Origin of the sequence: Arthrobacter sp. ZGTC412 (assembly GCF_002929215.1) — a bacterium.
Lineage (GTDB): Bacteria > Actinomycetota > Actinomycetes > Actinomycetales > Micrococcaceae > Arthrobacter.
In genome coordinates this window covers 57,580-77,876 of the sequence record NZ_PJII01000007.1, presented here as the reverse complement: position 1 = coordinate 77,876, position 20,297 = coordinate 57,580, and the positions used below count along the sequence as shown (strand labels likewise).

The following is a 20,297-nucleotide window of genomic DNA, read 5'->3' as shown; positions in this document are numbered from 1 at the left end:
AGCTTCCCGGCAATGCAGCACCCGGCCGAGGGCTGCGGAATACCGGTCACTTGATAGTTTTCCAGTGGGATGTCCCCAAACAGTTTCGCCTCTGTAAAAGGCGCATAGACATCTTGTTTCCGCTTCATTTCCTTCCCCTCACCGTCCAGGTAGGCGCCGCGGAGGCTGGAAGGAGAGTGTAAGAATGAGGCGGTGACTTCAGCCGGACCAGGGAGACCCCGCAGCCAGCAGCCCTCCAGGCCGGGGGCCACCGCCCGCGACGAGATCCTGGACGCAGCGGCAGAGCTTTTTACCACCCAGGGGTTTGCGAACACCTCCACCCGTTCCATTGCTGATGCCGTGGGAATCAGGCAGTCATCCCTCTATCACCACTTCAAGACCAAGGACGACATACTCGAGGACCTGCTTGAGGGCACGGTGCTGAGCGGACTGACGTTCGCACGCGCGGTGGCGGCCCTGCCGTTGACTGAAGGCCCGGACGCGGGCCGGCTTCACGCCGTCGCGCTCTACGACGGAACGCAATTGTGCAGCGCCCGCTGGAACCTCGGCGTCCTGTACCACCTGCCCGAGGCCCGCAGCGCGCGCTTTGCCCGTTTCCTTGCAAACCGGCAGGAGCTGCGCAACCTCTACGGGGATCTGGGAGCGGCACTGTCCCTTGCCGGCCCGGCAGTCGAATTAGGGGCCAATCCCGGCGACCTTGCCTTCCGTCTCGTCGAATCCCTCATCAACCTTCGGGCAGACGGAATGGCCACGCCCAGCTCTCCGCTGCAGGCGGCCGATGCCGGACTTATCCTCTGCGGGCTTGGCCGTGAGCTGCCCGCCATCCGCGAGCAAAGCGCGGCGCTCATCAAAAGTTTCGCCTGACAGTCCATGTGCGGCGTCGGGCCGCGGGCGACGCCATGGTGCCCGCGTTCAGGTTGCTCGGCTAGGCTCGGATCATGACGCGTGAGAACATCAGGACCCCCGACGGCGGCACTCTGGAGCTCTTTTCCACGGGCACGGAGCTCGCTTCCGCCGGTTCGGGCGTTGTTATTGTCGTGCCCTCCATGGTTACGGCTGCGGACTATACCAAGTTTGCCCAGAAGTTGAGTGCAGCGCTGGGCCGTCCGGTCCACACGTTCAACCGGCGGGGCCGCGGATCCTCATCCCCCCAGCCGGAGGATTACACCCTGGACGTGGACATCCGCGACCTGGCTACGGTCATGAAGCATACGTCCAGCACGGACGTGTTCGGGCACAGCTTCGGCGGCGCCGTCGCCCTCCACGCCGCCCGCACGCTCCCGGTGGAACGGCTCGCTGTCTACGACCCCGCCGTCTCCGTGAACCACAGCGTGAAGGCCGACTGGACCACCGAGTACGAGCGCGCCGCCGCTGCCGGGGATGATGACCGTGCCCTGGCAGTCCTGCAGCGCGGCCTCGAGGCCGGCGGCGCATTCTCGTCCCGCATGCCGCTTTCCATGCTGACCCTGGCCAACAAACTTACGGCCGGGACGTCAGAGGGCAAGCAGCAGCGCGAGCTGATGAGGACCGGTGTCCGGGAAATCAAGGCGATCATCGCGGCGGACATGCCGGCGGAGCCGTTCCTGGAACTGCCGCTGGAAACCCTGATCGTGGTGGGCGAAAAGAGCCCGGCGTACTTCGGGGTGGCCTGCGGCCAGATCCACGACGTCCTCTCCGGCTCCAGTTACACCATCCTGCCCGGGCACGGCCACGACGGTGTCATCAAGGCCCCGGACAGGCTTATCAAGGAGCTCGCAGACTTCTACGCCGGCTGACCTGCCGCCACTCCACCCAAGTAGCTCGCAGTTGACGTCGCGAAAAAGGGTTTTCGCGACGTCAACTGCCAGTCAGTTGGGCTAGTGGGCGCCGTGGGCCGGGCCGTCGCCTTCGGTCTTGCGCATCATTGCTGAAAGTACGACGGCGGCGAGGGCTATGACGGTCGCCGTCAGGAAGGCTGCGCTCATCCCGGCGACGAGGCCTGACGCCGCTGAAACCACCGCGAAGATGGATACAAGCAGGGCAGTGCCCGCGGCGCCGGCAACCTGCTGGGTGGTGCTCATGATCGCGGAACCGTGCGAGTAGAGGTGCGGCGGAAGCGGGTTCAGGCCGGTGGTGAACGCCGGAGTGAAGAGCAGCGCCAGGCCGAAACTCAGCCCCACGTGAAGGGTGACGATCCACGCGATGGAGGTGCCGGCGTCGAGCATTGAGAACTGCCAAAGGGCCACCACCATCAGGATGGACCCGGTGACAGTAAGCGGCAGCGGCCCTACCTTGTCGAACAGCCGGCCGATGACCGGTCCCAAAAGGCCCATCGCCAGGCCGCCGGGAAGGAGCGCCAGGCCGGTCTCCAGGGACCCAAGGCCGCGGACTTCCTGCAGGTAGAGCGGCAGCAGGATAACGCCGCCGAACAGCGCCATCATTGCCACCACCATCAGCAGGACCGAAACGGTGAACATGCGGATCTTGAACGCGCGCAGGTCCAGCAGCGGGGCTTCGGCCTTCTGCAGCCGCAGCTGGCGAAGGACAAAGGCCGTGAGGCCGGCAACGCCAATGACCAGCGCGGTGATCGCCACGGGACCCGGGCCGGCCTGGCCGCCGTGGCCGCCGCCGATCTGGCTCAGGCCGTAGACCAAGCCGCCGAACGCCGGGACGGTGAGGACCACCGAGAGCGCGTCAAGCTTTGTCTTTTCCGTTTCGCCGATGTTGGTGAGGTACTTCGCGCCGATGGCGAGGGCAGCGAGGGCCACCGGGAGGACGAACACAAACATAAAGCGCCACGTGAAGTGCTCGAGGATCAGCCCGGAAACTGTGGGGCCCATGGCCGGCGCCACGGAAATGGCGATGCTGACGTTACCCATTACCGCGCCGCGCTTGGCCAGCGGGACCAGCGTCAGAATAGTGGTCATCAGCAAGGGCAGCATAATGGCTGTGCCGCCGGCCTGGACGATGCGGGCCAGCAACAGGATCTCGAATCCGGGAGCCACTGCGGCAAGTGCAGTACCACCGGCAAAAAGCCCCATGGCCAGCATAAACACGGCACGGGTGGACAGGCTCTGCAGGATAAACCCGGTGGTGGGAATGACCACTGCCATGGTGAGCATAAATCCAGTGGAAAGCCACTGGACCGTGGGCGCATCCACCTGGAGTTCCACCATGAGCCGCTGCAGGGCGACGTTCATGATGGTTTCGTTAAGGATCACCACAAACGTCGCCACCAGCAGCGTGCTAATGACGGTCACCGATTCGCGGGACATCTTCTCCGGCGCAGCGGGCTTGGTTCCGGGAGCTTGTACGGACTGGCCGCTGGCGTTCGGAGAGACTTCGGTAGACATGCGTGTTCCCTCAGGGAGTTGTGTAAGTGAGTGGTGCGCGATCAATGCCGCTGCAGACTCCAACACTCTACCGCTTGGAGTAATTCCTCCGAGCGGGATTTTTCTTTAACCCTGAGGGAACAGTGGGGGGTCAGGAGGGGCTGCCGAGGCTGCCCGCGCCAGACTGCCTAAACCGTCTGACCGGCGTGCTGACCCTCCGATATTTCTTCCACCAGTTTGTTGTTGAAGGCCGGGAGGTCATCCGGGTTGCGGCTGGTGACCAGCCCCTGGTCCACCACCACTTCCTCGTCGGTCCAGTTGGCGCCGGCATTCTTCAGGTCCGTGTGGAGTGTGTGATAGGACGTGAGGTTCCGTCCGCGCACCACGCCCGCTTCAATGAGCAGCCACGGTCCGTGGCAGATGGATGCAACCGGCTTGTGTTGTTCGAAGAAGCTCCTGGTGAAGCTCTGGGCGTCCTTGTCCACGCGGAGGGGGTCTGCGTTTACAACGCCACCGGGGAGCACCAGCGCGTCGAAGTCCGAGGCGTTCGCCTCTGCGACTGTCAGGTCGACGTCGAACGTGTCGCCCTTCTCAGTCCCCTGGAATCCCTGCAGCTTGCCGCTTTTCAGGGCAACCAAAGTGGGCTGGCCTCCGGCGTTCTTCACTGCATTCCACGGGCTGGTGAGCTCAACCTGCTCGACGCCGTCGGTCAAAAGGAATGCGACTTTCTTCCCTGCGATGCTGTGTTCTGACATTTTTCCTCCTCGCTTGAGACGGATTCCCACTCGTCAGCTGTGGCGTGCGCCGGGACCGCTTAGAGAGTTGTTTGCCTGACACGTCAAGCCTAGGAAGGGGGAAAGTAATAAGCAAGCTGAGTATTTTTGCGGTGCCCGGTTTTGACGAGCTCAACCACCGGGGGTCAGTTCCGGTGGTGCTCGATCAGCCAGCCTGCCATCTGCTGGGCCCGCTTGGCCGCGTGCATGTCACCCTCGGTGGCGGAGATGATCGACCCTTTCATGAGGATGTGCCAGGATCGGGCAAACTCCTCCGGCCGCCGGAGCCCGGCTTCTTCAGCCAGGGCCTGCACGTGCCCGCGGATCCTGGCGAGGTAATCGATGCTCGCCTGGCCCAGCGGATGGGCGGGCCCCATCTCCAGCAAGACGTTGATGAAGGAACAGGCTTCGAAATCCTCGCGCAGGAACCAGTCCCCGAAGACGTCGAAAATGGCCAGCAGCTGTTCCGTTGGTGTTTCCCCCCGGCGGCGCGCCTCCGAGACTATGGCGTCCACGGTCCACTGCTTGTCCCGCTGTTCGAGGAAGGCAAGGACCAGGGAGTCCTTGGACGGGAAGTGCCGGTAGAAGGTGGCCTTGGCCACCCCGGACCGTTCAATCAGCTCGTTGACGCCCACGTCACGCACGCCGCGGCGCGAGAAGAGCTCATAGGCCACGGACATGATCCTGGCAACGGACTTGACGGCCGAAGTTTCCGGCGCAGGTGCTTCGGCCACCATGGGTGAGGGAGTCACTACGGAGGGCATGGCTGACGGTGCGTGGTCAGTCGCACTGGCCGGTGGAAATTCCTCTTCTGGATACATGGCATTTCCAGCTTACCGCCGCAGGGGGAAGACAGACCGGTCTTTCCCCCTGTAATGTCTCTTCTAGAGCAGTGCGTACGACACCGCAGGGGCCCCGGCCGCTTCGGATTGGTGCAAGGAGGCCCCGATGTCAGCAGAGCGGATGTTCAAGCGTGTGCCCTCGGACCCGCGTCCCTGGATGTCCAGTGATACGCCGGTCGAGATTCGCCAACTCGCCCTCGAGTCGCTCCGGTGGCAGGCCCAGGAGATCATCGACGAAGTGCTCTGTGACAAGTCGCCCGGCGAAGAGCTGGCACGGGCAAGGTTGCGCCGCTGCGTCGCACGGCATCCGGGTGAACCGGAGCAGGCATTGCTGGAGCAGCTGGCGTACAACCGGGATCTGCCGAGCATCTAGTTTTCAGGCTGTCCGGCCCCCTACGACCTCAAGGGCATGTTGTCGATCAAGCGCACCGGCCCCACCTTGGCAGCTATTATCGCCAAGGCTTCACCGCCGAACGGGGTCTCGCGGCAGTTCTCGGCCAGTGGGTCCAGGGTGTCCGGATCCACCACATCGAAGTAGTCCAATGCCACCAGCGGCTGGGACTCCACCAAAGCCTGTGCCGACTCCAGGTCGAGCGGTTCCCGGGATTTCGCCCGCTCCTCAAGCAAACGCAGCGCACGGGACAGCACCAGCGCGGCCTCCCGCTCATCCTCATCGAGGAAACGGTTGCGGCTGGAGAGCGCCAGCCCGTCCACCGCCCGGACGGTGGGCACGGCCACGATGTCCACCGGAAAGTTCAGGTCGGCCACCATCCGCCGGACCAGAGCCAGCTGCTGGGCGTCCTTCTGGCCAAAGTAGGCGCGGTAGGCCGGAAGGCCGCCCTGGTTCATTTCGGAAGCCGGCAGCCCCGCCCCCGGAATCCCATAATGCAGCAGCTTTGCCACTACCGTCAGGGCGCCATCGAAGTGGCCGGGACGCGAAGCGCCCTCCCACTTCTCACCGAGCATCCCGGACGTGACCCGCACCAGCGGCTGGCCGCCCGGGTACACCTCGTCCACCGACGGGGCAAAGACGAGGTCCACACCTTGCTCTTCCAGCAGGGCAACATCGGCCTCGAGCGTACGCGGGTAGCGGTCCAGGTCCGTGGCGTCGCCGAACTGCAGCGGGTTGACGAAGATGCTGGCCACCACAACGTCGTTCTGTTCGACGGCGGTGCGGGCCAGGGCCGCGTGCCCCGCGTGCAAAGCGCCCATGGTGGGGACGAGGCCCTGGGAAGCGCCGCCTTTCGAAGCGAGGAGCCGCGCGCTTTCCGCGCGCAGGTCAGCAACAGCAGTAACGAGTTTGATGGGCATCTTCAGTCTTCCTCCGGTTCCAGGGCCTTGCGCAGCTCCCCCAGCTGGTTCGGTTTCAGCAGCCCGCGGCCCTCGGCGCGCAGTGCGGTGGCGCGCGCCATTGCCAGGTAGGCCGCCAGCACATCGCCGTGCCCGCCGCCATCGAACTCCCGCAGTGCCTCCGCGTGGGCTTCCACCGTTCCTATGTCGCCGCGGGCCACGGGTCCGGTAAGTGCGGACTCCCCGGAGGCCAGCGCGTTCTCGAGTGTTGCCCGCAACAGCGGACCCAGCATGCGTTCGGGTGCCTCCACTCCAACCTCACGGAGCAGCTCGGAAGCCTGCGCCACGAGGGTCACGAGGTGGTTGGAACCGTGCGCCAGGGCTGCGTGGTACAGCGTCCTGTCCGCCTCGGCAATGGCCACGGGCTCGGCCCCCATCTCCACCACCAGCGCCTGCGCGATCGGCAGCATGGCCGCATCCGCGGTGACACCAAAAGTGCAATCCAGCAGGCGGGTCAGGTCAAGGCTCATCCCGGTGAAGGTCATTGCCGGGTGCAGGGCCAGCGGAACTGCGCCCGCGGCCCGCACCGGGTGCAGCACCCCCACACCAAAGCGGCCGGAGGTGTGTGCAACCAGTTGGCCCGGCTGCCAGGCACCCAGTTTCGCGAGGCCGTCCACCAGGCCCGGCAGGGCGTCGTCGGGCACTGCCAGCAGCACCAGCTCCGAGCGCTCCATGATCTCCTGGACTTCCAGGATGGGCACGCCGGGGAGCAGGGTCTCGGCCCGTTCACGGCTCGCTTCGGAAACGGCTGAGACTCCGACGACGGCGTGCTCGGCCGCGCGAAGTGCTGCGCCGAGCACGGCGCCCACCTTTCCGGCACCAATGATTCCGACGCCGAGGCGTCCGGGTTTAGCCATGCTGCTGGCCTTCCTGCGTTGGGGCCGGGGCTTCGGCGGGCATCAGCTCCGGGGCGCCTGGTGCCACCTGGGCCAGCCACTGTTCGGTGGTCTGCCGCTTCCGCGCCAACCGGGCGCGGGCGGATTGTGCGTCAAAAAGCGCCAGCGCCTGCTCCACGCCTGCCTGCCGAAGGCGCGGCACAACGGGTCCGGCTGTGGTGTGCAGCACCAGGTCAGCCACTTCGAACCGGCGCGCCAGCGGGCCCTGGTGCAACGCCATGGACTGGGTCCGCTGATGCGGCACCACCACGAGCTCGCGCCACCAGCGGCCGGAGCGGATCAGCAGGGCGGTGTCTGTGGCGGTGAATCCGTTCCGGCGCCATCCCAGCGGTGCCAGGAGGCGGGCGCGGCGCGGAGTGGTGACGAATCCACCGTCCGAATCCAGCCCATGGAGCCCGGCACCGAACACAACCGCGGGCTGCTGCGTGCCTGGGTCCGGGAGCACCAGCGCGAGGATCGACATCACATCCTCGAGCCTGCCCACCGGCAGGAGCGTGGTCCGGCCCGAACCCTCGCCGGCACCCTCAAGGGCGCCGTATCCGGCCACGTTCACGTGGATCCGGTACCAGCCCAGCGCCCGCCACATCGGCGGCTGGGCTACCTTCAGCGCCTGGATCCTGCCGGGCGGAAGTGTTTGCGCCTGGGTATCAAGCAATCCGTAACGGAGCCGGATGCCATCGGGCGAGATGGCCGCGGTGAAGTTGTACCCCTTGTTGAACAGGCCCCAGTAACTGGCGGCCAGGCCGAGGGCGGCCGGGATCAGGTAGAGGTAGAACGCGGCGTTGCCGGTGGTGGCGGAAAGGACCACTGATGCCACCGCGCCCACCACCACAAAGATGCTCTGTTCACTGAGCAGCAGGGAACCGACAAGGCGCGACGGCGGCACGGACAGTACCGGAAATTCCGGCGCCTCGGGTGCCGGCTCCTGAGGGCGGGACGGGTCCAGGGTCACCCCGGCGGCCCGGGCCAGGATGGTGGCGCGGAGCTGCCGGGCGTCGTCCATCTTCAGGTAGGCCAGCCGGACGGCGGACTCCCCCGCGTCGGCCACCTCGAACTTGAGCTCGGCCAGGCCGAAGATCCGGGCCAGCAGGGGCTGCACGATATCGATGGCCTGGACGCGGTCCAGCCGCGCCTGGCGCTGCTGCCGGAAGATGAAGCCGGTGTTGACCCGGACGTAGCCTCCCGACACCTGGTACTTGGTGAAGTACCAGGTGAGGATAAAACCCAGCACCGCGATGAGCAGCACCACTGCGCCCCCGGCCAGCAGCAAGGGCGCCCGGCCCGCAAACTGGTCTTCAAGAATGGGCCGGCCCTGCAGCGCCCGCTCGAAGACGTCCCGGCCGAAGAAAAAACCTATGGCGGCCAGGGCCACCCAGCCCCGCACGAAAGGCGACGCCGGGTGCACCCGCAGCCATTCGCCGTCGGCAGCGGTCCCGGGCGAAGGGTTCGGCGCGCCATTTTCGGAAGCAGGGGCAGTGACAGGGCCCCCGAGCTCCGGACGCGGCCCCTCTGCCGTCACAGTCCTGCCAGCCTGGCTTCGCCCCGGGCAGCGAGTTGCTCACGCAGCCGTGCGCCCTCGGCCGCCGGCAGCCCGGGGATCTGGGCGTTGGTGCCGGGCGAGGCCGTGTGCAGCTTCAGGGTGCACAGGCCGAGCCCGCGTTCCACGGGGCCAACTCCGATGTCCACGTACTGCATCCGGCCGTAGGGAACGGCCATGGTGCGCTGGAAGAAGATGCCGGTCCTGATGAGGAGGTCGTCGTCCCGCTCGGCGTAGCCGATGGCCCGTACCTGGCGCGGAATCAGCACCAGCCGCCAAATGGCGAGCACCAGCGCCGCGGCCGGCACGGCAACGGCCAGCCACAGCGGCGGCCAGGCCCAGACGTCCAGGAGGACAAGCAGCAGGGGCAGGGACAGGACAAGCACGGTAATCAGGTTCCCCAACGCCCACTGCACCAGCCGGACAGTGACGTACTTGGGTGACACCCGCTGCCAGGCGATTCCCGGCGGGTCAATCGCCTCGGTATGCATATTCGCCTTCCCCTGTGGCTTCGCCGCGTACCCCGCGGCCCGTTTTGCCGTCTGCGCCGTTTGTGTCGCCGTCCTCGGGCGGGATCCGGCAGAACCGCTCAACCAGCAGGCCCACTATGATCATCAGCAGCCCGCCGCCGGCCATGGCCAGCGCCAGCCAGGTGATGCCCTGGTTGCTGCGCAGGCTCCAGATCCGCAGCTGGTCCAGGAAGATGCCCACATGCCAGCCGAGCAGGACCGTGCCCGCGTAGGCGCATGCCTGGGCCAACACCAATGTGCGGGCTGCCAGGAGCGGATCGAGGACCCGTTTCTTTTGCTTGCTGTTGGGCTTGATGCTGTTGCGCCACCTCAGGACCCTGATGCCGAGGACAAGGGTTATGACAACTATGACGGCCATGGTGGCCAGCGCCGTGAGCGGAAGGACCGGAGTGGCCATACCGTAACGGCTGGTCACCACAGTGGCGGACCAGCCCGCGACCGCCAGGATGAAACCGATCAGCAGGAGACGCAGCGGATTGAGGGGTTTCATCGCTCCTCCACCGTCCCCGCGGTGGGCAGGCCGTCAAAGTCACCGAATCCGTCGAACGGGGCAAGGCCGCCAAAATCCTCCGCCCGCGCCGCCAAGGTGCTGATGCGTTCACCGTTCAGGGTGGCAGCCGGCTCGATCAACGACCAGGGGTAGAGGACGAACGCCCGGGAAGCCGCACGGGGATGGGGAAGGGTGAGGGCAGGGTCATCGCTGCGGAGCTCGCCGTAGGTGATGATGTCGACGTCGAGCGTGCGCGGCCCCCAGCGCACCTCCCGCACGCGGTGGTGCATGTTTTCCACGGCCTGGCAGTGTTCCAGCAGTTCGTACGGCGTGAGGTTGGTTTCGACAGTGATGACCATGTTCAGGAAGTCAGGCTGGCCGGGGGGACCGCCCACGGGTTTGGTCTGCACTATCGGCGAAACAGCGAGGAGGCGGATTTCGGGCGGGTCAACGAGGTCCGCAACCGCCTCGGTCAGGGTCTCGTTGCGCTCACCCAGGTTGCTGCCCAGGGCCAGTACCACTTTGGAATAACCGAAGTTCATCGCGTCTCCCCCTGGACTGGTCTCTCCCCGTTGCTCCTGGCACGGTGGACGCTGACGGCCACGTCGCCGAAGGGCACCTCGATGGGTGCCTCCGGTTTGTGCACTGTGACGTCCACGGCCTGGAGCCTGAATTCGCTGAGCAGGCTGTCCGCGATCCGGACGGCCAGCGCCTCGATCAGGTTCAGCGGCTCCCCCGAAATCCATTCAGTAATACGCTGAGCCACCTCGCCGTAGTGCGCGGTGTCCCGGACGTCATCGGATTCCGCCGCTTTGGCGAAGTCCAGATAAAGCACTGCGTCCACAACAAAAGGCTGTCCCTCGCGGCGTTCAAAATCAAAGACGCCGTGATGGCCGACGGCGGTGACGCCGGTCAGCGTAATCCTGTCCATGGCCGGGCCTACTGGGTGGTTCTTGGGGCGGCCATGCGCGCCGCAACCTTGACGGCGTCGAGGCTGGGGCCGACGTCGTGCACGCGTACGGCCCAGGCGCCGCGGGACGCGCTGATGGCAGTGATCGCAGCGGTTGCCGCGTCCCGCTCCCGGGGAGCGGCAGACTTGCCGGCCACCGTCAGCAGGGTGCCGAGGAAGCGCTTGCGGGAGGCGCCGACGAGGATCCGGTGGCCCAGGCTTTCCAGCTGGTCCAGGTTCTGCAGGAGCTCCCAGTTCTGGGCGTCATTCTTGGCGAACCCCAGGCCCGGATCGATGATGACCTGCTCCGGGCTGACGCCCGCGGCGTAAAGCTTGTCCCGCACTCCGGCCAGTTCGGCCACCACCTCGCCGGCAACGTCCTTGTACTCCGCCAGGGAGTTCATGGTGCGGGCGTCACCGCGGCGGTGCGTGAGGATGTAGGGGGCTTTGGAGGACGCCACGAGCTCGGCCATTTCCGGCTCCAGGGTGAGGCCGGAAACGTCGTTGATGATGGCGGCACCGGCGCTCAGGGCTGCAGCTGCTGTAGAGGCGTGGATGGTGTCGATGCTGACCAGCGCGCCGGCCTTGACCAGCGCCTCGATCACGGGGAGTACGCGCTTTTGTTCCTCTTCGGGGCTGACGTCCTCAGCGCCCGGACGGGTGGATTCTCCGCCGACATCGATGATGTCCGCGCCTGCGTAGAACATCCGTAAGCCAGCGGCGATTGCGGTATCCGGTGTCGCGTGCTGGCCGCCGTCGCTGAAGGAGTCCGGGGTGGCGTTGACGATGCCCATAACCAGGGTACGGCCGGTGGGCAGGTCTTCGAACCGCGCCGCCGGGCGCGGCTTGCGGAGGACAGGCAGTGGAGAGGTTGCGGGGCCGGTTCCCGGCGCTGCAGCTAGTGAATCCATGGTCTGATGATTACCTTCCGAGGATGAGGCTCATGGCTTCGGCACGGGTGGCCGGGTCATGAAGCTGCCCGCGGACCGCACTGGTGACGGTCTTCGCTCCGGGCTTGCGGATACCGCGCATGGACATGCACATGTGTTCGCATTCAACTACCACGATCGCGCCACGGGGCTTGAGGTGGGTGACCATCGCTTCGACGATTTCCGTGGTGAGGCGCTCCTGCACCTGCGGACGGCGGGCGTAAATGTCCACGAGCCGGGCGAGCTTGCTCAACCCGGTGACCTTGCCCTCATGCGAGGGAATGTAGCCCACGTGGGCCACGCCGTGGAACGGCACCAGGTGGTGTTCACAGGTGGAGTAGAAGGGAATGTCCTTGACCAGGACCAGTTCCTCGTGGTCCAGGTCAAAGGTGGTGGACAAGACGTCGGCGGGGTCGTGATGCAGCCCGGCAAACACCTCGGCGTAGGCCTTGGCCACCCGCCTTGGGGTATCCACGAGGCCGCCGCGGTCCGGATCCTCTCCGATGGCCAGGAGAATCTCACGGACGGCTGCCTCGATCCGGGGCCGGTCCACTTTTAGGTGTTTGGAGTGGTGGTCGCCGCCCTCCGCCGGGTATCCGGAGGAGGCGGGAACGTCGTCGTCGTCGAAGTGGGTCACGTAAGAAGCTTAGCCGCGAAGGGTGTCAGGCCCCGAGTCGGGGATCCCTCCCTGGAACGGAGCGTCTTCCGGAACTCCCTGCGGATGCGGCGGCTGGGCGTCCAGCGGCTCATCCAGCCTTGCCTGCTTGGCTTCCTCCTGGGCCTCGCGCTCCGCCTTTTCCAGTCGGGATTCCACCGGGCCGGCCTTCTGCACCGGACGGGTTTCCTTGGAGAGCCACACCTCACGGAAATCGCGCTTGCGGATGTCACGGAAGATGTCGGCGATCTCGGCCTGGTTCAGCGTTTCGCGTTCCAGCAGCTCGAGGGCCAGGCGGTCCAGGACTTCCCGGTTCTCGATGAGGATGGCGTAGGCCTCGTCATGGGCCTGGTCGATCAGGCGGCGTACTTCCTCATCAACCACGTAGGCGATCTGGTCCGAGTAGTTGCGCTCGTGCCCGGCGTCACGGCCCAGGAAGGGTTCGCCGCCGCCCTGGCCCAGCCGGACCGCACCAACGCGTTCGCTCATGCCGTATTCGGTGACCATCTTGCGGGCGGTGCCGGTGGCCTTCTCGATGTCGTTCGAAGCGCCGGTGGAGGGGTCGTGGAAGACGATTTCCTCGGCGACGCGGCCGCCCATGGCGTAGGCCATCTGGTCCAGCAGCTCGTTGCGGGTCACGGAGTACTTGTCGTTTTCCGGGACCACCATGGTGTAGCCGAGTGCCCGGCCGCGGGGAAGGATGGTGATTTTGGTGACCGGAGCGGAGTTCCGGAGTGCGGCTGCAACGAGGGCGTGGCCACCTTCGTGGTACGCGGTGATCTTGCGCTCGTGTTCCTTCATCACGCGGCTGCGCTTCTGCGGGCCGGCCATCACGCGGTCGATTGCCTCGTCCAGGGCGCGGTCATCGATCAGGTTCGCATTGGAGCGGGCGGTCAGGAGGGCGGCCTCGTTAAGGACGTTAGCCAGGTCCGCGCCGGTGTAGCCGGGGGTCTTCTTGGCAACGGCTTTGAGATCCACACCGGGCGCCATGGGCTTGCCCTTGGCGTGAACCTGCAGGATCTGGTCGCGGCCGATCAGGTCCGGCGCGTCAACACCGATCTGCCGGTCGAAGCGGCCCGGACGCAGCAGCGCGGGGTCCAGCACGTCCGGACGGTTGGTGGCGGCGATCAGGATGACGTTGGTCTTGACGTCGAAGCCGTCCATCTCCACCAGCAGCTGGTTGAGGGTCTGCTCGCGTTCGTCATTGCCGCCGCCGATGCCGGCACCGCGGTGGCGGCCGACGGCGTCGATCTCGTCCACGAAGATGATGGCCGGCGAGTTGGCCTTGGCCTGCTCGAAGAGGTCGCGGACACGCGAAGCGCCCACGCCGACGAACATTTCCACGAAGTCCGAGCCGGAGATGGAGAAGAATGGAACGCCTGCCTCGCCTGCGACGGCGCGGGCCAGGAGGGTCTTGCCGGTGCCCGGAGGGCCGTACAGCAGCACGCCCTTGGGAATCTTAGCGCCAACAGCCTGGAACTTGGCGGGTTCCTGCAGGAATTCCTTGATTTCCTGGAGTTCTTCCACGGCCTCATCGGAGCCCGCCACGTCAGCGAAGGTCACCTGCGGCATGTCCTTGCTGACCATCTTCGCCTTGGACTTGCCGAACTGCATGATCTTGGAGCCGCCGCCCTGCATGCGGGTCATCAGGAACCAGAAAAGGGCACCGAGGAGGATGACCGGGATCAGGAGGGAGAGCAGGCCGGAGAACCAGTTGCTTTCGATCGGCTGGTCCGTATAGCCGCCGGTGGGAGCGGAAGCGGTGACAGCCCGGACAACGTCCTGGGCACGGGCGTCAACGAAGAAGAACTGGACGCTCTTGCCCTTGTCCTGCCCGTCCTGCTGGTAGTTTTCCTTCAGCACCAGGTCAACGCGGTTTTCACCATCGAAGATCTTTGCCTGCTCAACGTTGTCGCCGGCGAGCAGTTCGAGGCCCTTGTCAGTGTCAATCCGTGCGGCACCGCCGGGAGCCAGCGTTGCAAAGGCCACCAGGAGCATGCCGATCACGACAACGATCCAGATGCCCGGGCCCTTGAAGAAGTTCTTAGCTTTCATCTGTTCGGGGGCTGGCCCCGTCCCTCCTGGTAGTGCTGCACGGCGAGTAGTCTGCGCGCGTGATGGTGCTGCGTCAGCTTCTAGCTATACACCGTCCGGAGTAGATCACGCATGGTGCGGGGCAAAAGTTCCCTCTGGGCGTAGTGGCCGTCGCCGCCCGGGCCGGGGCCCGCGCTGGGCTTAGATCCCGGGCCCGGCCACGGAGCCGCGGGGTACCAGGGGACAGCCAAGCAGGACTGGTTCCGGGACCGCCCCGCCCTGCCCAGTCGTTCCTTCCACCGTTTCGATCAGTCGTTCAGCGGCCCACGAACCCATCTCATAGTGGGGCAGGGCAACGGTGGTCAGCCCGGGGTGCAGGTTGGCAGCGATCAGTTCCTGGTCGTCGAAGCCAACAACGGAGAGGTCCCCGGGGATGGCCAAACCCAACTCCGCCGCCGCACGGTAGGCACCCATCGCCATGCGGTCGTTGTAGCAGAACAGGGCCGACGGAGGGTTGGCGCCTTCGAGGATCCTGCGTGCGGCCTCGTATCCCCCCTTTGCATCTGGGGAGGCTGCCTCCACAGGTGCCGTCCCGCCGTCGAGCCCAGCGCCGGTGAGGGTTCCGCGGAAGCCGCAGAGCCGTGCACGGGTTGAGGGTGCGGCCGCGGCGTTGTTGATGAAGCCGATACGGGTGTGCCCGGCGGCAAGCAGGGTTTCGACGGCGGTGCGCGCGCCGGCGTACTCGTCCGGGACCACCGACGGGAAGCCTTCACCGGCGCTGACGGCACCGACGAGGACAGACGGCACCTTGCACAGGTTGACCGGGGCATCCACGGTCCGGTGGTACATGGTGGCGTAAAGGATGCCGTCCACCTGCCGCTCGAGCAGCGTCTCCACGTCCGCTTTGCGTGAGGCCGGGCTTGCCGTTCCGGACGTGTTGATAACCATCAGGGTGTAGCCGCGGGCCCGGGCAGCATCATCAGCACCCAGGATGATCCGCCCGGCGTGCGGCGTGGTGGCAATATTTTCGCTGACCAGCCCGAGAATCCCGGTGCGCCTGCTGCGGAGGGCCTGCGCAAGGCGGTTCGGCCCGTAACCCAGTTGCCGGGCGGCGGACCGCACCTTGTCCCGCGTTTCGGTGCTGATTCGTGCGTGGGCAACATCGTTCAGGACGTGGGAAACGGTGGTGACGGACACCCCGGCGGCGAGGGCCACGTCCCTTATCCCAACGTTTTTGCGCAAGGTGGCGTGGGGCGCAGCCTACTCGTAAACGTGCGGAGCGAGGGTTCCCACGAAGTCGAGGTTGCGGTACTTCTCGGCGTAGTCCAGGCCGTAGCCCACCACAAATTCGTTGGGGATGTCGTAGCCAACGTACTTAACGTCGATTTCCACCTTCGCGGCGGTGGGCTTGCGGAAAGCCGTGCAGATTTCAACCGAGGCGGTGCCGCGCGATTCCAGGTTGGTCTTCAACCAGGACAGCGTGAGGCCGGAGTCGATGATGTCCTCGACGATCAGCACATCCTTGCCCATAAGGTCCGTGTCCAGGTCCTTCAGAATCCGGACAACGCCGGAGGACTGGGTGCCGGAGCCGTAGGAGGAAACGGCCATCCAGTCCATGGAGATGTGGCTGTGGAGTGCACGTGCAAGGTCAGCCATGACCATAACAGCGCCCTTGAGGACGCCCACGATGAGGATTTCGCGGCCCTCGTAGTCCTTGTCGATCTGCGCAGCGAGCTCGGTGATCCGCTGCTGGATCTGCTCCTTGGTGTAGAGAACGTGCTTGAGGTCTGCCTGGACGTCGTTTGAATCCACCAATGGCTCCTGTGTAGATGCGGGGTGCGACTATTTTGCGGGCGGTTTTTGAGGCCGGAATACTAGCTTCCCACAGCGCGCGCCTCCGCGGGGACCGGGTGTGCCCTGATCCGCAGCGGCAGGGCGGTCCGCGGCCGGAACGTCTTCCAGCTGCGCGAGCGACAACCTGTACACGTTCACTCCCCCGGGCAGCTCTACCGGGCCTGCCGAGCCCTGCCGCCGCAGCAGCGCTTCCGCCGCCAGAAGGCGCTGGTAGCTGGGCTGCTGCCCGCCGACGTCGGCCGCTGCCTTGGCGATCACACGGAACCTGATGGCGGGGGCCAGGGCGCGCAACGCGTCCTCCGGAAGGTTCAATTCCCGGCCGTCCCGCTCCACCAATGACGTGAAGGTGGCTTCTGCCACATCCTCCAGGTAGTCGGCGTCGAGCTGCAGGATGGAGGCGGTGCGGGCCAAGGATTCCGCGACGCCGGGCCCCAGCTTCTCCTCGAGGTGCGGCAGCACTTCCACCCGGGTCCGTGAGCGGGCGAATGCGGGGTCAGAATTGCTGGGATCGTGCCACGGCTGCAGTTCCTCGACGGCGCAGATCTCCTCGGTGTCAGCCCGGCGAAGTCCCAGGAACGGCCGCAGCAGCATGCCGCGGGCGGGCCGCATCCCGGCCAACGAACGGGTACCCGAACCACGGGCCAGGCCCAGCAGCACCTGCTCGGCCTGGTCGTCCAGGGTGTGGCCCAGCAGGATGGCGTCAGCCTGCTGATTCGTTGCGGCAGCTTCAAGTGCTGCGTGCCGGGCTTCCCTCGCCGCAGCTTCCGGGCCGAGGCCTGCGCCAGCCACCGTTACGGTCCGGACTTCCACGGGGGCAAGACCCAGATCCTGCAGGACGCGCGCTGTTTCCGCCGCCACCTGGGCCGAACCCTCCTGCAGCTGGTGGTCCACCACCACGGCGCCCACAGTGATGGGGTGGCCGTCAACATGCCCGCGGCGGGCGAAGTAGGCGGCCACTGATGCCAGGGCGAGGGAGTCCGGGCCGCCACTGCACGCCACGAGGACGTGCTTTGGATAACCGGCCTGGACCAGGGCGTCCTGCAGCATTTTGCGCGCTGCGCCGACGACGGGCGCCAACCTTCCGGGCCGGCGTCGTCCGCTGGGTTGGGCGGATTGGCCAGGTTGGGGAGCGGTGTTAATCAGAGTCCCATCCGCTCAAGCCACAGCTTGGCGTCGTGGATTTCCGGTTCGGTGGGGAGGTGGTCCGCCGACTCCCACACCCTGTTGAAGCCATCCATTCCCGCGACGTCCACCACGGCACGGACGAACCGGGCGCCATCGGAGTACTGGCGCATTTTCGCGTCAAGGCCCAACAGGCTGCGGATGAATTTTTCCACCACGCCGCGGTCCTTGCCGCGGTCGTTGAACCGCTGCCGGATGGTTTTCACCGACGGCACGATGCTGGCGTCAACGGCGTCCATCACCACGTTGGCGTGGCCCTCGAGGAGACTCATCACGGCGGTCAGGTGCGAGATGGCAGCCTTCTCCTCCGGGTCCTGCAGGAGGTCCAGGATGGCGCCGCGGCCCGGCACATTACCGTTGCCGGTGCGGTCCTTCAGTGAGCGGGCAGCGGCGGTGGCCCGCTCCATCAGGGTGTCAACGTTGCCCAGCAGGTGTGCGCTGAGTTCGTCGATCTGTTCGAGCATATGGTGCCGCAGCCAGGGTGCGGCCGCAAACTGGACCCGGTGCGTCTGTTCGTGGAGGCACACCCACAGGCGGAAATCCTCCGGGGCGACGTTCAGTTCACGCTCCACGGCCACGATATTGGGCGCGACCAGGAGCAGCCGGCCACCCGACGGCGCCGTGGAGCCTTCGGCGAGCGCGGCAAAGGGATCGTACTGGCCCAGGACCTTGCTGGACAGGAAGGCCAAGACGGCACCCAACTGGCTGCCGGTGATGGCGCCGCTGACGCTGGCGGCTGCGGGACTCAACGTGCCGCGCCGGCTTTCAAGCATCTTTTCCATGGCGGGCTTCAGCATTACCGCGAAGCTTTGGGTGTTGGCCTTTGCCCACGAGGCACGGTCCACCACCAGCACGGTGGAGTCGCGGAGGTCCCGCGCCGCTTCCAGCCCGGTGATCTCGTGGACATGTTCTACCGAGGCGTCGGCGAGCCGGCGCAGGCTTTCCACGGCGTCGCCGATGGCGCCGTGGCTCAGCACCGGGCCGGCAGGAGCCAGCCGCGCCGCGGTGGAGGCGGCGAGGTCCCAATTGATCAGGGACGATGCCTGGCTGGACAACGTCTGGGCTGACGACTCACCTGCAGTGGACTCCATAGTTCCCATCAGAACACAGCAGGCCGGGGATAGTCCTTAAGTTCGCTGACCGGCGAACCTCGGCAGCCCCCGGCTCCCCCGGCCCGCTGACCCCTTAGGAACGGCCCGGAACCCCACGAGCGGTGCTGGCCGGAATTCTTCATGCGGGGCAGAGCCGCGCTCCGGCGCCTGCCAGAAAGAAACCACAGCGGCAGCGCTACCGGCAACCACAGGCCGCGAGCGCAGTAGCCGCGCGGTCCAAAGCCACTCTGTTGCCCGCGGCGCCCGGTGTAAGCCCGTTGCCAATGAAGGAGAAGACCAGGAGGCGGCCGTCGGCGTCAACCACGTAGCCGCTGAGCGCCAGCACCGAATTCAAGGTGCCGGTCTTGGCCCGGACCAGCCCTGCGCCCCGGGCTGTTGAGTCATCGCCGTAGCGGGTATCCAGGGTTCCGGTGAGGCCGGCCACCGGAAAGCCGTCCAGCGCCGAGCGGAGCCTGCTGTCAGTGCCGGCGGTGATGGCCCGTACCACTTCGGCGAACTGCCGGGCTGAGACCTGGTTGCCCATTGCAAGGCCGCACACATCAACGAGATTCATGGCATCGGCGGGAACTCCAGCGTCGGCGAGCTGCGCGCGGACGGCAGCCGTGGCGCCGTCATTGCTGCCCGGTTGGCCCGCCGCTACCGAGGCCATCCGTCCGAGGACTTCCGCGAGGTAGTTGTCCGATTCCTGCAGCATAAGGTCCACCTGCTCGGCCACCGTGGCCGACTCCACTTCGGCCAGGACCGCCGGCTCCCCTGCAGCATCTTCCGTTGGTTCACCCGCGGGTTGCCCCGGCCGCGGGGAACGCTCGACGGCGGCGGCCGTGGTCAGCCCCGCAGCCGCACCAGCCGCCCGCAGCCGGCTCGCGAACTCCTCCGCCACTGTGATTGCGGAGTCCTGCGGGCGTGGGCCGGTAGTGACGTCGGGATCGTAGCGGGCCGAGTTCAGCGCCAGGGGATACAGCGGCGCCACTTCCCCGGCGGCCACGTCCCCGGTTTCCCAAGCCGGATTCAGGGCCGGACCGGAAAACACTGAATCGTCCACAAGGATTTGGATCTTCCCCGCAGTTCCGGCGGCCTTTAGTGCCTCGACAGTCGCGGCTGCCAACGTGGCAAGGCCGGCGTGGCCCATTACCTGGTCCACGTTCGAATCCCCGCCCGTAAGGAGAACATCGCCGCCCCCGACGAGCACTATCTGCCCGGCGGCCGGACCTGCAATGACGGAGGTGGTAAACCGGTGCTCGGGACCAAGGGAGCGCAGGGCAGCCACCGCCGTCAACAACTTCAGGTTGGAGGCCGGCACCCTGTTCTCGGAACCGCCACGGTCAAAGAGAACCTGCCCAGTCAGCGCATCCTGTACCAGCCCCGTGAACGTTCCACCGCCGTCGGCCTTCAACAGAGGCTCCAACTGCGCAGTGACGCTGGACGCCAGCGGGAGCGCAGCTCCGTCATCCAGCGGGGCAAGTCCCTGCTCAGGCGCCAACGTGGTTGGAGCCTGCTGCCATGCCGGTACCGGTGGAGGGGGCGCAGGGGGTTCGGGCCCCAGAAAACCCGGGGCGACCAGCAGTGCCGCAGGGACCAGGAGGACCACCAGGAGCGCCGTCAGCAAAAACGTTGGCCAGGACCGCCGCAGGCCGGTGACGCCGGCACGGACACTGTGGCGGACATGTTCCAGCCCAGGTTCCGCGGCAGTTGGTTTGGTCATGCTGGTGCTGGTCCTCAAGTCCTGAAATATCCCCACAAGTTCCTGATTCCAGGGCCTCTCGCTATATCCTCAATAATAGTCGGCGGCACGGACACTCCTATGTGGTGAGCCGTCAAGTGTGCCGCGAACCCCCTGCAATTGCCGAGGAGCA

21 protein-coding genes are annotated in these 20,297 nt (G+C 66.2%); 3 read left to right on the top strand and 18 right to left on the bottom strand.

The features are described 5' to 3' along the window. Positions 1-192: 192 nt before the first annotated feature. Together CXQ88_RS10695 and CXQ88_RS10690 are read left to right on the top strand one after the other, a co-directional pair. Positions 193-864, top strand: coding sequence for a TetR/AcrR family transcriptional regulator (locus CXQ88_RS10695; protein ID WP_104044149.1), 672 nt, complete (start codon positions 193-195; stop codon positions 862-864). A gap of 74 nt (positions 865-938) precedes the next feature. Next, positions 939-1,775 carry an alpha/beta fold hydrolase gene (locus CXQ88_RS10690; protein WP_104044148.1) on the top strand — a complete coding sequence of 279 codons (837 nt, stop codon included), beginning with the start codon at positions 939-941 and terminating at the stop codon, positions 1,773-1,775. A gap of 81 nt (positions 1,776-1,856) precedes the next feature. Here the strand turns inward: CXQ88_RS10690 and CXQ88_RS10685 are convergent, their stop codons facing one another. The 3 genes from CXQ88_RS10685 to CXQ88_RS10675 form a co-directional block, all read right to left on the bottom strand. Beyond that, positions 1,857-3,332 carry a DHA2 family efflux MFS transporter permease subunit gene (locus CXQ88_RS10685; protein WP_104044147.1) on the bottom strand — a complete coding sequence of 492 codons (1,476 nt, stop codon included), beginning with the start codon at positions 3,330-3,332 and terminating at the stop codon, positions 1,857-1,859. Between the two features lie 167 nt (positions 3,333-3,499). Continuing rightward, on the bottom strand, positions 3,500-4,066 hold the full coding sequence (locus CXQ88_RS10680; RefSeq protein ID WP_104044146.1) for a type 1 glutamine amidotransferase domain-containing protein: 567 nt from the start codon (positions 4,064-4,066) through the stop codon (positions 3,500-3,502). 164 nt (positions 4,067-4,230) lie between these two features. Beyond that, entirely contained in the window at positions 4,231-4,821 is a 591-nt protein-coding gene (locus CXQ88_RS10675) for a TetR/AcrR family transcriptional regulator (protein WP_258061826.1), read from the bottom strand. Positions 4,822-5,032: 211 nt separating this feature from the next. Here CXQ88_RS10675 and CXQ88_RS10670 point away from each other — a divergent pair, with 211 nt between their 5' ends. Further along, positions 5,033-5,299 (top strand): hypothetical protein, encoded by a 267-nt coding sequence (locus CXQ88_RS10670; RefSeq protein ID WP_104044144.1) that lies wholly within the window; start codon positions 5,033-5,035, stop codon positions 5,297-5,299. Positions 5,300-5,319: 20 nt separating this feature from the next. Here CXQ88_RS10670 and panC read toward each other — a convergent pair whose 3' ends face one another. From panC to dacB, 15 genes are all read right to left on the bottom strand, one after another. Continuing rightward, positions 5,320-6,237: a pantoate--beta-alanine ligase gene (gene panC, locus CXQ88_RS10665; RefSeq protein ID WP_104044143.1), complete on the bottom strand. Its 918-nt coding sequence runs from the start codon at positions 6,235-6,237 to the stop codon at positions 5,320-5,322. 2 nt (positions 6,238-6,239) lie between these two features. Beyond that, on the bottom strand, positions 6,240-7,133 hold the full coding sequence (locus CXQ88_RS10660; protein WP_104044142.1) for a Rossmann-like and DUF2520 domain-containing protein: 894 nt from the start codon (positions 7,131-7,133) through the stop codon (positions 6,240-6,242). After that, on the bottom strand, positions 7,126-8,691 hold the full coding sequence (locus tag CXQ88_RS10655) for a PH domain-containing protein (RefSeq protein WP_104044141.1): 1,566 nt from the start codon (positions 8,689-8,691) through the stop codon (positions 7,126-7,128). Before CXQ88_RS10655 ends, CXQ88_RS10660 begins: the two co-directional genes overlap by 8 nt. Further along, a complete protein-coding gene (locus CXQ88_RS10650) occupies positions 8,688-9,200 on the bottom strand; it encodes a PH domain-containing protein (protein ID WP_104044140.1) in 513 nt (170 codons plus the stop codon). The genes CXQ88_RS10655 and CXQ88_RS10650 overlap by 4 nt, the downstream gene beginning before the upstream one ends. Further along, a complete protein-coding gene (locus CXQ88_RS10645; RefSeq protein WP_104044139.1) occupies positions 9,181-9,729 on the bottom strand; it encodes a DUF3180 domain-containing protein in 549 nt (182 codons plus the stop codon). Before CXQ88_RS10645 ends, CXQ88_RS10650 begins: the two co-directional genes overlap by 20 nt. Beyond that, the gene (gene folK / locus CXQ88_RS10640; RefSeq protein ID WP_104044138.1) at positions 9,726-10,271 is read right to left on the bottom strand and encodes a 2-amino-4-hydroxy-6-hydroxymethyldihydropteridine diphosphokinase; all 546 of its coding nucleotides are present in this window, start codon (positions 10,269-10,271) and stop codon (positions 9,726-9,728) included. The genes CXQ88_RS10645 and folK overlap by 4 nt, the downstream gene beginning before the upstream one ends. Then, positions 10,268-10,660 (bottom strand): dihydroneopterin aldolase, encoded by a 393-nt coding sequence (folB, locus tag CXQ88_RS10635; protein ID WP_104044137.1) that lies wholly within the window; start codon positions 10,658-10,660, stop codon positions 10,268-10,270. Before folB ends, folK begins: the two co-directional genes overlap by 4 nt. 8 nt (positions 10,661-10,668) lie before the next feature. Next, positions 10,669-11,589, bottom strand: a complete 921-nt coding sequence (folP, locus tag CXQ88_RS10630) for a dihydropteroate synthase (protein WP_104044136.1) — start codon at positions 11,587-11,589, stop codon at positions 10,669-10,671. Positions 11,590-11,599: 10 nt separating this feature from the next. Next, positions 11,600-12,244: a GTP cyclohydrolase I FolE gene (gene folE / locus CXQ88_RS10625; protein ID WP_104044135.1), complete on the bottom strand. Its 645-nt coding sequence runs from the start codon at positions 12,242-12,244 to the stop codon at positions 11,600-11,602. Positions 12,245-12,253: 9 nt separating this feature from the next. After that, complete coding sequence (gene ftsH, locus CXQ88_RS10620; protein ID WP_104044134.1) at positions 12,254-14,317, bottom strand: ATP-dependent zinc metalloprotease FtsH; 2,064 nt, start codon at positions 14,315-14,317, stop codon at positions 12,254-12,256. 180 nt (positions 14,318-14,497) lie between these two features. Then, positions 14,498-15,538 carry a LacI family DNA-binding transcriptional regulator gene (locus CXQ88_RS10615; RefSeq protein ID WP_258061815.1) on the bottom strand — a complete coding sequence of 347 codons (1,041 nt, stop codon included), beginning with the start codon at positions 15,536-15,538 and terminating at the stop codon, positions 14,498-14,500. 18 nt (positions 15,539-15,556) lie between these two features. Then, a complete protein-coding gene (hpt, locus tag CXQ88_RS10610) occupies positions 15,557-16,108 on the bottom strand; it encodes a hypoxanthine phosphoribosyltransferase (protein ID WP_041651844.1) in 552 nt (183 codons plus the stop codon). Positions 16,109-16,138: 30 nt separating this feature from the next. Then, positions 16,139-17,197: a tRNA lysidine(34) synthetase TilS gene (gene tilS / locus CXQ88_RS10605; RefSeq protein WP_181037474.1), complete on the bottom strand. Its 1,059-nt coding sequence runs from the start codon at positions 17,195-17,197 to the stop codon at positions 16,139-16,141. A gap of 92 nt (positions 17,198-17,289) precedes the next feature. Beyond that, a complete protein-coding gene (locus tag CXQ88_RS10600) occupies positions 17,290-18,423 on the bottom strand; it encodes a zinc-dependent metalloprotease (protein ID WP_104044132.1) in 1,134 nt (377 codons plus the stop codon). 196 nt (positions 18,424-18,619) lie between these two features. Further along, positions 18,620-20,146, bottom strand: coding sequence for a D-alanyl-D-alanine carboxypeptidase/D-alanyl-D-alanine endopeptidase (dacB, locus tag CXQ88_RS10595; protein WP_104044236.1), 1,527 nt, complete (start codon positions 20,144-20,146; stop codon positions 18,620-18,622). Between the last annotated feature and the right edge of the window lie 151 nt (positions 20,147-20,297).